The sequence below is a fragment of the Lactobacillus sp. PV012 genome (genome assembly GCF_014522325.1).
GTDB lineage: Bacteria > Bacillota > Bacilli > Lactobacillales > Lactobacillaceae > Lactobacillus.
Map to the genome: position 1 here is coordinate 1,385,652 of NZ_CP041983.1, position 12,693 is coordinate 1,398,344.

A 12,693-nucleotide genomic window follows, 5' to 3' on the forward strand; every position below is an offset into this window, starting at 1 on the left:
AATAGTATTGTGGTAATTACCAACATATTACTTTAGTCTTATCACTAATCCACTCTTTATACCCTATCTTATAATTATTTGAAAGCAGAAAATATTATGCGTAAGGACCAAGAAATTCTTAATTTAATTTCTACTTCTATTTAAAAAGTCCCAAGCACTCAAACATGCTTGGGACTTTAATTATCCTTATTACTTCCCTAATTCATCAAAGAAGCCCTGTTTTTTCAAAATTTCAATATAACGACTAACGGCATCACTCCAAGTTGGAAGTGGTTTAAAGTCATTTTCTTCAAGCTTGCTCTTATCCAATCTTGAATTAAGCAGACGATTTTAATAAATTTTTTGATCATAATAGCGAATTGTACGAACTGAACCATGTGCCTTTTTCGCAAATTCACCAATGGTGTAGTATGTTGGTATGCTTATTCTCACTAAAAAGCGTTAAAAGTTGATTAGCATTTTTCACATTGGGTACTACTGAATTACCAATCGTTCTAACTTTTCCTTTACCGAGAAATTTTTAATTTTAACTCTGTATTTTTACATCACTTATTTTTATAAATATCATTTCTTTTGCCAGCTTTAACCACAACAACTTTAAAAACATTATCTTTGATTTGAGCAATTATTCGGTAACTCCCAACTCTATATCTCCAAAGAGTAACAAAATTACCTTCTAAAGCTTTCCCCATAACGGAGGATTCTCACTACCTAAAATGTGCGTATCTAACCAAATAATAAGTCCCTTTTAAATCTGTTTATCTAATTTCTTTTAAAATCTTTTAGGGCTTTTTTATCAAACTCCCATGTATATTTTGTCATTAATTTAATCCTAGATCCTTAAGCACTTCTTCTCTAGACACCGTTTCTCCATCAGATGCTCTGAGATTAATGATAGCTTCATTATAGTCTAAAGTATCTGCTAATTTTTCAAGAATGGCATCCCTCATGAACTCAGTTGAATTTTTACCATCAAGTTTTGCCTGTTTATGTACCATTTTCAACACATCTTCATCAAATCTAATTGTTGTTGATTTCATTTTTGTTGTCATAAATCTTGTCCCCTTTCTATAATTATTACACTAGAACACATTTGCATTCTGAACGCTATAGATTGTTTCTTAAAATATATTTAACATAATTATCGCTTTTCTGAAGATAGGGACAGACAGAAAGCGTAAAATATTATGCGTAAGGACGAAGAAATCCTTAATTTGATTTCTACTTCTATTCAAAAAGAGTTTCCTTATTTAAAAAATCTCAAGCAGTTAATCCTGCTTGGGACTTTAATTATTCTTATTACTTCCCTAATTCATCAAAGAAGCCTTGTTTTTTCAAAATTTCAATGTAACGACTAATCGCATCACTCCAAGTTGGAAGTGGCTTAAAGTCATTTTCTTCAAGCTTACTCTTATCCAAACGAGAGTTGAATGGACGCACTGCTTTAGATAAACCATATTCTTCAGTCGTTACAGGTGTTACCTTAGTGTCATATCTGGCTTGACGATAAATTTCACGCGTGAAATCATACCAAGAAATATAGCCAGTCTTAGTACCATTTTCATCATGACCACTTACAGTTTCTGGTAATTCGGCGTTAGTTGCATGATAGTAACCGTACTTATCAGTTTCAATCATATCAACGAGTAAGCGTGCCAAGTCAAAAGTATAAGTTGGTGTACCAATTTGATCATCAACTACTTTTACTTCATCGTGAGTAGCGCCAACTTTGAGCATCGTCTTGATAAAATTCGATCCGTTAACACCAAACACCCAGGCAATACGGACAATGAAATATTTATCCAAAGTATTAGCAACTGCTTCTTCACCGCCAAGTTTTGTTTCACCATAGACATTCATTGGCTTAAAATCTTTGAAATCTGGTTTCCAAGGAGTAGTTCCTTGACCATCAAAAACATAATCAGTTGAAAGATAGACCATTGGGACATCTAATTGTTTAGCAACATTTGCAATATTTTGCGTTCCATTAACATTAACATTGCGAACTGCTTCAACCTTGTCATCATCTTCAGCCATATCAACTGCTGTCCAAGCAGCACAGTGAATAATTACATCTGGCTTTGCTTCATTAATTACTTGATTAACTGCTTCTGCATTAGTAATATCCAAACTCACATAAGGCGCAGTAGTAACGTAGCTTCCATCAGCAACACCAGCGTATTCAGGTGCAATATCAGAACCAATACCTTCATACCCACGCTTAGCAAGTTCATTCATAACGTCATGGCCTAGTTGACCATTAACTCCAGTTACAAAAACTTTCATCGATTTACCTCACTAATTAAAACTTGAAAGTATCTTTCAAGCCCTTCCAATTTTGATCGCGTTCAACAATATTAAGCTTAGTTCCATCTTCTAAACTGTAATCTTCAGAAGCTCCACTACCTGGATATTCTCCGACAACATGTGGCCATTCGATTCCAATTTCAGGATCATTCCAAACAAGACCACCTTCATCATTTGGATGCCAAAAATCATTAACTTTGTAGGCAAATTCTGCTTTATCACTTAAAACAAGATAACCATGAGCAAAACCTTGGGGAATTAAAAATTGTTTCTTATTTTCTTCAGTAAGTTCTACCCCATACCATTTACCATAAGTCTTTGAACCAGTTCTAAGATCAACTGCAACATCAAACACACTACCACGAACCGCACGAACTAGTTTAATTTGTGGATAGTGCTTCTGAAAGTGAAGTCCACGCAAGACACCTTTAGTTGAACTTGATTGGTTATCTTGAACAAAGTTAATGCTAAAACCAGCATCCATCATATCACGTTGATTAAAAGTTTCCATAAAGTAACCGCGGTCATCACCATGAACAGTTGGAGTGATAACTGCTAAGCCTTCAATTCCACCAACGTTTTTTTCTACTTTAATTTGTCCCATTTTACTTCTTCTTTCTCTCAAACTCTAGTAACGCAACTTACCTTCAGCAACTGATTTTAAATGTTGTCCATAAGGACTTTTTCCATATTTCTTAGCTGCTGATTTTAATTGCTCCTTATCAATCCAACCATGAATAAAGGCGATTTCTTCAGGTGCAGATACAGAAACACTTTCTCTTTCTTCGATCATTTTTACAAAATTAGAAGCATCTACCAAGCTTTGCATAGTTCCTGTATCAAGCCAAGCATACCCACGGCCTAAAAGTTGAACTCCTAAGTTGTCATCATCAAGATACATTTCATTTAAACTAGTAATTTCAACTTCTCCACGAGCACTTGGCTTAACTTGAGCTGCTCGCTCACTAACTCCTGCTGGATAGAAGTAAAGTCCAGTTACAGCGTAATTACTTTTCGGACTAGCTGGTTTTTCTTCAATAGAAACAGCTTTGCCATTTTCATCAAAATCAACTACACCAAAGCGTTCAGGATCTTTAACATAGTAACCAAAAACAGTTGCCTTACCATTTTGAGCATCGTTAGCAGCATTTTTTAATAAATTAGTAAAGCCATTGCCGTAGAAAATATTATCCCCTAATACCATCGCACAAGGCTCACCGTTAATGAAATCTTCACCCAAAGTAAAAGCTTGCGCTAAACCATCTGGAGAAGGTTGCACCTTATAAGACAAATTAATCCCAAATTGTGAACCATCACCAAGTAATTCTTTAAATCTGGGAGTGTCTGCTGGGGTTGAGATTACCAAAATATCCTTAATGCCAGCTAACATCAAAGTTGATAGTGGGTAATAAATCATTGGCTTATCGTAGACAGGCAATAATTGCTTGCTAGTTACTAAAGTCAATGGATACAAACGAGTACCTGAACCACCTGCTAAAATAATTCCCTTCATTATTTGTCCTTCTTATCTAATACTTCTTTTTTACCGTACATTTCATCGTAGTAATTTTGGTAATCACCAGAGATAATGTTTTCCCACCAGTCTTTGTTATCTAAGTACCATTGAATAGTCTTCTTGATACCATCTTTAAACATAGTTTCTGGGAGCCATCCTAAATCATTATGAATCTTTGTTGGATCGATAGCATAACGTTGGTCGTGACCCTTACGGTCAGTAACGTGTTCAATTAATGAATAAGGTTTATCTAAGTAATCACAAATCAATTTAACAATATCAATGTTATGCATCTCATTGTGACCACCAATGTTGTAAACTTCACCAGGTTTACCATTTTGTAAGATCAAATCGATTGCCTTACAGTGGTCTTCAACGTATAACCAATCACGGACATTTTGGCCCTCACCATAAACTGGTAATTTTTCATCAGCAAGTGCTCGTTGAATCATCAATGGAATTAACTTTTCAGGGAATTGATATGGTCCATAGTTGTTTGAACAACGTGAAATTGTTACTGGTAAGCCATAAGTTCTACCATAAGCACCTACTAATAAGTCAGCACTAGCCTTACTTGATGAATAAGGACTTGAAGTATGGAGGGGTGTATCTTCGTGGAAGAAAAGATCTGGGCGATCCAGTGGTAAATCACCATAAACTTCATCAGTTGAAACTTGATGGTAACGTTTGACACCATACTTGCGGGATGCATCCATTAAAACAGAAGTACCAATGATGTTAGTATCTAAGAATACTTCAGGATTTTCAATTGAACGATCTACGTGACTTTCAGCAGCAAAGTTAACTACAATGTCTGGCTTTTCTTCTTCAAATAACTTGTAAACACCTTCGCGGTCACGAATATCTAACTTTACAAATTTAAAGTTAGGATTATCCATTACATCTTTTAAGGTCGATAAATTACCTGCGTAAGTAAGGCTATCAACACAGATGATTTCGTAATCAGGATGCTCTTTCAACATGTAAAAAATAAAGTTTGAGCCAATAAATCCAGCTCCACCAGTAACAATAACTTTCATCTTAATCTCCGATCTAAAATCTTATGTCATTGTTATTATAAAACATTACGTAACGTAACTTTCAAGGGTAAATTAAAATTATTTTTTCTTTCCTACAAAAAAACCAACATCTTTAGTGATATGAAAACCATCTTTAACTTTATTTTCCACAAATTGCTTAAACTCTTGATAATGATCTAATAGAATTGAATTTTGATTCCCATGGCAAGAAAGAATATAAGAAATAATGGGAGCTGCAGTCGATAGTTCAATTGAATCTTCGTATTTATAGAGCTTTACATTATTAAAATATTTTTCTAAAATTTCTCCACCGTTCTTCAAACCAAAACGATCATACAAATTGGTCGAAGAAAGGACAATGTTGCTGTCGAAACTTTGCACTAAGTCTGTAATTTCATGCATGTGCTGTTGCGAATAAGTACTACAGTATATTAATCCACCTGGTTTTAAAATGCGCTGTACTTCTTTTAGGGCTTGATCAATGTCATTACAATAAAACAACATATGATTGGCAATTACAATATCAAAAGTATTATCAACAAAAGGAATTTTTTCTGCATTGAAAACACCGTATTGGAATTGCGACTGTTCTCCAATTTCACGTTTTGCATCTGCTAATATTCCCTCGGAAATATCTGACAAAATAATTGTTAATCCTTGGGGAAGTTGAGTAATATTTTGTGACCAAAGTGCACCATTACCAGCTCCAATTTCCAATACTTTCATTCCTGGCTTTAAGTCTAAGTGCTGAAACAGCCAAGGAAACCAGCCCGCTTGATTAGTTGAATAATCACGATGCAAACGAATTCGAGCAGCAATATTTGTTGCATTTTGGTATTGAGTACTTAAAGATTGCGTTTGAGCAGTTAGCTGCATTAGATCTAACATTTTACTCCAATCCACTTTTTGATTTTCTTTAAGTGCCTCAGTAGTTGACTCTATTGCTTGGGAAACATTTTCCATCTGCTTAAGTCTCTCTTGGATTAACTTCTTTTGAATTTGTAACGAGTCTAATAATAGTTGTTCATCCCCAGAACCAATTGTCATCTCACGAATATCGCTTAAAGAAAAACCAAGGTACTTTAAAAGGAGAATTTGCTGTAACTTAGCAAAATCACGGTCAGTATAGCGCCGTGCACCGCCACTTGTGTAGGCAGACGGTTTTAATAAATTTTTTTGATCATAATAGCGAATAGTACGAATTGACACGTGTGCTTTTTCGGCAAATTCGCCACTTGTGTAGTATGTTGGCATTGTTTTTCTCACTAAAAAGCGTTAAAAAGCGTTAAAAAGCGTTAAAAAGCGTTAAAAAGCGTTAAAAAGCGTTAAAAAGCGTTAAAAATATAACTAGGCTTTCTGGTACTGAGTATTTACAGAGACACCTATCTTCCTTACTTTTCCTTTATTAATTAGAATTTGTAATAATTTCCTTACCCGATAAGGCGTAGTATTTAAAATTTTTTGAATCTCTTTGCGAGATTGTCTACCATTTTTCTCTAAAATCAAAAGTATTGATTCTTCACTTATACTTAAATTCTCTAAACTTTGATTATCTTTCTTAGTATCTAACGCTTTGTCTTGCACCTCTCTTTTCCAGTTAACATTAGGTAAAATAACCTTAAATGAATTCTCTCTTACCTCAAAACGTGGCTCCAAATTAGCACCTTTATAAACTTCGTACATTCTTCGGATACCCGTTCCAAAATTTTCTATATATTTAATTTTATCTAAAATATGAACTAATTGAGGGTTTCTTACTGCAGTCATACCGTCTTTAATTTCTTCTAAAGTTAAACCATCAGGTATACCTCCAGGGGATAAAATTTCTAATCTATCATCAAATATTTCAATTTTTATAAATGAATGCAATAAATAATCTCTATGGGCAAATGCATTAACTATCGCTTCACGTATAGCAATTTCTGGGAAATTTTGAATTTCCTTTCTTTCAGCAGATCCGGTAATCTGAACTTTAGTTTGATTGTTCAAAGAAATATAATAAAGTAAATCATTTATCTGACTTATAATAGATCCACTGAATGCTCGTTTATCTTTAAATTCAGAAACATCACTTCCCTGATAAATAGCAACTTTTGTTTCAATCATATTTTGATCACTAACTAAATACGCAGCATTATTATAAAAATGAAAATTATCAACCATTCGTAAGGAGCCTACACTAAATTCCATATTAGTTTCTTCTAGACGTTTCTTTAATGTATTGAAACTCAGTTCTTGATTAGAAGCTTTTTCTGCGTCAAATTCTCCAGTTTCTACATTCTGTTGAATCATTCTTTTAACTTGCTCATTAGTAGCTCTTACTGAAGAACTCCCTACCCTAAGATAAACTCCCGAAGAATCTAAACCATTTTTTTCGATTGAATATGGCTTATGACGCCCTTCTTTTACCTTCAATAAAAATGGATCATTGTTAACCTGTATATCCAATAAACTAAAAGGCGTAGGATAAAAGGCATTTGTATACCAATGATTTAATGTCTCTTCCCACTCATGTTTTTGTTCTTTAGTTATATCTAAAGGCTCCAAAGTTTCATCATCTACACCTAAATATATTTTTCCGCCTTTTGTATTCAAAAAAGCAACTATTTCTCTTTTTAATTTATTAGTTAATTCTCTTTTATATTCAACAAAATTATCTTCATTTTTCATTATTTTTCCTCAATTTTAAAATTTGAAATTGATCATATAGGCCTATCTTTTATTTTTATACTAAATAGATGATTATACTTTTATACTATGTGATTATAATATATTTTCTATTAATGCAAGACTAGGCACTTGGGCTAAATTTAACACTAACTTAAGTCAATTTTTCTTAAAAATCTTATTAACTTCTACAATGGCAAATCTTAAATTCTGATCAACTGCAAATATATCTTTAACCCAATTTGTAATTTCACAATATCTATGCAAACTTTTAGCTATAGCTTCTTTATCATGAAGTAATAAATTTCTTAATTTTAATATTTCTATTTGTTCCTTTACTCTTTTAAATGGTTTATCAATATTCTCTTCTTGATAAACAAAAAAAGGCCATACTCACGTATGTCCCTTTTGTGATCGCCTAGCAATCAATAAAACTACTAACTTTATTTTAAGTGCATAGCCTCTGCTTGTCAAACCAACAATAGCGTAGCTTCAAAACTTATTTCTTACGACGTACATTCTTTTCCTTACGCGCCTTCTTCACATGCTTCTTAGCCTTCTTATTGTTCTTTTTCTTAGCTTTCTTGACTAATTTTTTATTTTTAACTTTCTTCTTAGATTTTTTGACTGTTTTTTGTTTTTTATCTGCTTTTTGAGCTGCCGCTAATTCCTTCTTGGCCGTATTAACCTTGGTCTTTGCCACTTTTACTTGATCAGGTTTTTCCATCTTATTGTAGTAATCAGTGACTAGCTTCTTGAACTCATCAACTGTAAAAGCTGGATCACCGTAATCTGAGTCCCAAGCTTCAGTATCATGAATTTCTGTATTTAAAGCATAGCCATAGCTACTAGTAGAAGGATTAGTTAAGTTAAGATAATGGCCTACTCGTTCATAAAGAGCAGGATCAGCCTGATATAACCCCACACCATCATTCTGATATTGGGCCAAGGATGGCTTCGTCTTCACCGCATCATTCCAAATTTCTTCCTCACTCATCCAAAGAGCATTTGGATCAGATAAACCTCCCCAAGCCAAATTTTCATTAGCCCTATAATGACGAGCATGATCTATGATATGAGTACTGTAATCAGCATCCATCATGGCGACAGCAACATCAGCCAAGGAAATCTTTGGAACATTCAAATTGTTTTTTTGACGAATCTTATTATATTGATCATAATACGGCAAAGTTGCGTAAAGATTCTTCACACTTGTCGAATCATTCGCCCGACCTAAATGAACATCTTTATTGTACCAACTTGGGGCATCAAGGGCACCTTTTACGATTGCATACGCAGTAGTAGCATCATCTTTTTGATTTTGACTCATGCTAGAATTTTCGGCAATTTCCTTAAAAAAGCCGGCTACTCCACCAGTAACGATTTCATTACCCTTGATATTACCTTGAAGCTCAGATAGCTCATTTTGCGCCTCAATTAAGGCCTTGCGCTTAGCGTTTACTTTAGCACTTTCCTTGTGATTGTAAACAAATACTTTTTTCGTGATGGAAATAGTATTGTTAGAATTCATGCCTTCTAGTAAGCTATCAGCTTTCACTTGAGTAGTAGAATTCATCAAGCCGGTTAAAGTCAATAACCCGATTCCCATTAATAGACTTCTTCTTTTCATTTATATTCCTCCAAAAAATTATAAAATTATACCTTTAATATTTAAAGATAAATAGTTGTTAATTGCAATGTTAATCTATCAAAATCTCAATCTGAAAAGAACTTTATTGCTAACTATTACTTATCTCTCCCTAAAACAACCCAATTAAAGTTTTGTTAGTTAAAATCTGGGATTTTTCAGTAATATTCTGATTTATTGATGCATACGCCTCTAACTACATGTTAGTACACTATTTTTCTCTCTACCAAACTTTTAATTTTACTTAATTTTTAATTTTAGTAGTGGCAGATTGCTTTTCAAGAAGTAGAGACTCTCTATATTCTGGAGCCTCTGGCGTCTCATGAAAATCAAAAGTAAGTTCTTTATGTTTGTTCAGGATATTTTTTATTTCATCAATATCTAATTTAAAGAATTCTTTTCGCTTATTAACTTTATTAATTCGCTTACTATCGAAATAATTATGTAATTCTGTTTCTAATTTATAAGCATCTTCACTAAAAATAAGAGCATGGACATCGAATTTAAAAGGTACAGATGCACTTCCTAATTCATTTATTCTGTCCATTGGATCTAAGCGCCTAGTTACACCGATTTTGAAGACACGTTCTCCAAATGATCCAATGTTTGAAATAATATAGACATAACCTGCAGTAGGATTATCAGCTCTATTAGTTAATTTAGCTTTCTTTTCATTAATAGCATTAAGCTTGTCTTGAAGATTTGCTAATTCTTTTTTTAGAGATTCGACTTCTACATCACTTGTAGACTTTTGAATTTTATCTTCTACTAATTCTTTTACCTGTTCAAAGTGAGTAGCATCTTTTTCATATTTACGTTTTTCAGCTTCTAGCTGCTTTCTAAACTGACGTTCTTCATTTTCTCTTTGTTTTTGCTCACGAAGTATTTCTTTTTCTTCTTCTTTTTTTAGAGCATATTCAAGTGCAATTCTCGCTTCATCTAACTTACTATCAAGATATTCTGTACTAATTCTTATTCCATTTGCATCATTAAGTTTATTCAAATTATCAAATGAACTACTAATACGTTTAGCTATTCTATCATAATTAGACTTTGTAACTTTAGAAATAGCTGCTTCACAATCACTATTGAAAGATCTTAATAATTGTTTTATATTCTTCTTTTGTGCTTTTTTTCCTTCAGATTCGGAATAATTTAAAGTTAAAGTTTTAATAATCTTGACAGCAGATCCATCTTTAATCATCGATTTTTGTTCATCTCTAACCTCAGAAAGTCGTCCTTTAAATGTACTAGAATTTGCAAAATTATATTTTGGAGTATAAAGTCCATTTTCTTCATAACTCAATTGATCACTAGTATCTATTATCTGACTTCTTAAAGTAGTAATCTTTTTATCTAATTCCTTAAATGTATTATCTCTTTCAGAAATAGTATCATTTAAGTGAGATAATTCTGACTGCTTTTTAGAAATTTCCGTTTGTAATTCTAATGGAGTCATTTGTTGCAACGTAAGTTTTGTATTTGCTTGTTTTTCCAAAACTTTATTCTTTTCTTGTATGGAAGAGTTTTCTTTGTTTAATTTATTATTACTTTCTTCTAAAGTGTTATTTTTTTCTTTTAATTTTTCTATTGACTTTTTTAATTCACTTTTTGTATTTTCTAACTCTTTCTTTTGACTCTCAACCTCTTTGAGATTAATTTTTCTCTTTCTTAGTGCTCTCCACATAAAAAAGATAATTACCAAAAATATTATAAAATCTAACATTACTTCCTCCACAAATTTATTTCAGCTTTTTTAGTCGTCAGTATTTGGACTAGTAAAGTTTAAATAATAATGTTTCATAAAATTTCTTCAGTACCTATGCTTGTTGCACTATTTCATTAAACAATAACTATTCTTTACATAAAAAAACCTCCACTAACAGAAAATTTTGTCCTCGTGAAGGTGTAGTCTAATTAATATTATACAGAAAATTTATAAATTATAAGAGATAGAATACAACATTAAGCAAAAGAAACGCAGATTAATTAATCTACACCTTGTTCCTCGAGACCGTAAAATATTATGTGTAAGGATGAATAAATCCTTAATTTAATTCCTAATTATATTAAAAAAGAAGCTTTCCTCCTGTATGATTGATTTGAACAAAAACACATACAGAAAAGAGGAAACTTCTTCATGAATAATTTTACCAAAAAGGTGGCTTCTGCTCTATTTAATCCTGAAAAAATTAATGATTTATTCCGCTCAGAACTTGAACAGATTATTAATGATTTTCTTGAAGCTGAATTAACCGCCTTCTTAGCTTATGATCCTTATGACAGAACTGGTTGGAATAGTGGTAATTCTAGAAATGGTGCTTATTATCGCAAGATTGATACTCAATTAGGTCAACTTGAGATTAAAGTTCCTCGTGATAGAAAAGGTGAGTTTATTCAACACACTCTACCTGTTTATAGACACCACACTGATGCCTTAGAACAAACAATTATTAAACTCTATTCTAAAGGCGTAACTACTAGAGAAATAGCTGACTTAATTGAAAAAATGTATGGTAGTTACTATAGTCCTACAGCAGTATCTAATATCTCCAGACAAATGCTTCCTAAGATTCAAGCCTACCATCAACGTAAGCTAACTAATAAGTTCTTTTGCGTGTATTTAAATGACACATATATTTCTTTAAAATGAGTTACCTATGCAAAAGAAGCTGTTTATATCGCTATTGGCATTGAACCTACAGAAAATGTTGAAATCTGGTCTGAAATGCTTAATGACTTTAAGAATCGTGGCTTAAAGCAAGTTGAACTATTTCTTTCAAACAGAGTTGTAGGTATGAAAGAGGCTTTAGCTACAACATATTCCTAAAGCTCATTTCCAACGTTGCTTAGTGCATGTGTGATGCGCAATATCTGTGCCAAAGTAAGAGTAGCTGATCGCACAAAAACCATGGAAAAATTCAAACAAATACATCAACAGAAAGATAAAGAATCTGCAGTTAATATGCTTCATCAATTCTACCAAATTGGGAAAAGAACATGGTTAAGAGTCTTAAAGAAATTGAAGAGGATCTTTTAACCTTTTACAACTACCCTAAACAAATTAGAGGCTCAATTTACTCAACTAATATGATTGAATCCTTCAATAATGTGCTTAAGCGCAAAATAAAGCCGAAAGCAGAATTCCCAACAGAAGAATCTTTAGATACCTTTATGGCATTCAAGCAACAGAATATGATACATGTTTTTATCGCAGAGCACATAAGGGTTTTAAAGAAGTTGAAGATACATTAGAATCATACTTTGATTAAAATTTAGATTAAAAATCAATCAACCAGAGAAAAGTTATTTACACAAAATATTTGACAGTCTCAACATTACTTTTAACATTCGCTACTTTAAGAAAAAAAGACTCCGTAGACATGAAATTTTGCTCAAAACCTTTCTTTATTCTTTATAATGAAGAAAATCATTTTCACGCTTCAATACAAACTTAAGCAAGTTCAGGCTAATTATTCACTTTGATAACTCAAGTATATAGCAGCAAGCTGATG

Annotated in this window: 9 protein-coding genes and 3 pseudogenes; 1 reads left to right on the forward strand and 11 read right to left on the reverse strand. The window is 32.6% G+C overall.

Translation table 11 applies throughout. The features are described 5' to 3' along the window. Nucleotides 1-189 precede the first annotated feature (189 nt). The 11 genes and pseudogenes from FP433_RS06775 to FP433_RS06825 all read right to left on the reverse strand — a co-directional run. A pseudogene (locus FP433_RS06775) lies at nt 190-327 on the reverse strand (dTDP-4-dehydrorhamnose reductase); the annotation flags it as partial. 12 nt (nt 328-339) lie between these two features. After that, a pseudogene (locus FP433_RS06780) lies at nt 340-420 on the reverse strand (MerR family DNA-binding transcriptional regulator); the annotation flags it as partial. Nucleotides 421-821: 401 nt separating this feature from the next. Further along, nucleotides 822-1,052: a DUF6290 family protein gene (locus FP433_RS06785; RefSeq protein ID WP_265483926.1), complete on the reverse strand. Its 231-nt coding sequence runs from the start codon at nt 1,050-1,052 to the stop codon at nt 822-824. Between the two features lie 247 nt (nt 1,053-1,299). After that, entirely contained in the window at nt 1,300-2,286 is a 987-nt protein-coding gene (gene rfbD, locus FP433_RS06790) for a dTDP-4-dehydrorhamnose reductase (RefSeq protein WP_265483924.1), read from the reverse strand. 16 nt (nt 2,287-2,302) lie between these two features. Then, a complete protein-coding gene (gene rfbC / locus FP433_RS06795) occupies nt 2,303-2,911 on the reverse strand; it encodes a dTDP-4-dehydrorhamnose 3,5-epimerase (RefSeq protein WP_265483923.1) in 609 nt (202 codons plus the stop codon). A gap of 24 nt (nt 2,912-2,935) precedes the next feature. After that, nucleotides 2,936-3,820, reverse strand: coding sequence for a glucose-1-phosphate thymidylyltransferase RfbA (gene rfbA / locus FP433_RS06800; RefSeq protein WP_265486633.1), 885 nt, complete (start codon nt 3,818-3,820; stop codon nt 2,936-2,938). After that, nucleotides 3,820-4,863 (reverse strand): dTDP-glucose 4,6-dehydratase, encoded by a 1,044-nt coding sequence (gene rfbB, locus FP433_RS06805; protein WP_265486634.1) that lies wholly within the window; start codon nt 4,861-4,863, stop codon nt 3,820-3,822. The genes rfbA and rfbB overlap by 1 nt, the downstream gene beginning before the upstream one ends. A 78-nt stretch (nt 4,864-4,941) precedes the next feature. Beyond that, nucleotides 4,942-6,117, reverse strand: coding sequence for a MerR family transcriptional regulator (locus tag FP433_RS06810; protein ID WP_265486635.1), 1,176 nt, complete (start codon nt 6,115-6,117; stop codon nt 4,942-4,944). Nucleotides 6,118-6,210: 93 nt separating this feature from the next. Beyond that, entirely contained in the window at nt 6,211-7,533 is a 1,323-nt protein-coding gene (locus tag FP433_RS06815) for an ATP-binding protein (protein ID WP_265486636.1), read from the reverse strand. Nucleotides 7,534-8,029: 496 nt separating this feature from the next. Next, entirely contained in the window at nt 8,030-9,160 is a 1,131-nt protein-coding gene (locus tag FP433_RS06820) for a hypothetical protein (RefSeq protein ID WP_265486637.1), read from the reverse strand. 262 nt (nt 9,161-9,422) lie between these two features. Further along, a complete protein-coding gene (locus FP433_RS06825) occupies nt 9,423-10,904 on the reverse strand; it encodes a DUF4041 domain-containing protein (RefSeq protein ID WP_265486638.1) in 1,482 nt (493 codons plus the stop codon). 414 nt (nt 10,905-11,318) lie between these two features. Here FP433_RS06825 and FP433_RS06830 point away from each other — a divergent pair. Continuing rightward, nucleotides 11,319-12,450: pseudogene (locus FP433_RS06830) on the forward strand (IS256 family transposase). The last annotated feature ends 243 nt before the right edge of the window (nt 12,451-12,693 follow it).

Bases quoted from the DNA above. Each gene is read 5' to 3' on its own strand.
- rfbA (WP_265486633.1), bottom strand. From the start codon at position 3,820: ATGAAGGGAATTATTTTAGCAGGTGGTTCAGGTACTCGTTTGTATCCA.
- FP433_RS06825 (WP_265486638.1), bottom strand. From the start codon at position 10,904: ATGTTAGATTTTATAATATTTTTGGTAATTATCTTTTTTATGTGGAGA.
- FP433_RS06810 (WP_265486635.1), bottom strand. From the start codon at position 6,117: ATGCCAACATACTACACAAGTGGCGAATTTGCCGAAAAAGCACACGTG.
- FP433_RS06820 (WP_265486637.1), bottom strand. From the start codon at position 9,160: ATGAAAAGAAGAAGTCTATTAATGGGAATCGGGTTATTGACTTTAACC.
- rfbD (WP_265483924.1), bottom strand. From the start codon at position 2,286: ATGAAAGTTTTTGTAACTGGAGTTAATGGTCAACTAGGCCATGACGTT.
- rfbC (WP_265483923.1), bottom strand. From the start codon at position 2,911: ATGGGACAAATTAAAGTAGAAAAAAACGTTGGTGGAATTGAAGGCTTA.
- rfbB (WP_265486634.1), bottom strand. From the start codon at position 4,863: ATGAAAGTTATTGTTACTGGTGGAGCTGGATTTATTGGCTCAAACTTT.
- FP433_RS06815 (WP_265486636.1), bottom strand. From the start codon at position 7,533: ATGAAAAATGAAGATAATTTTGTTGAATATAAAAGAGAATTAACTAAT.
- FP433_RS06785 (WP_265483926.1), bottom strand. From the start codon at position 1,052: ATGACAACAAAAATGAAATCAACAACAATTAGATTTGATGAAGATGTG.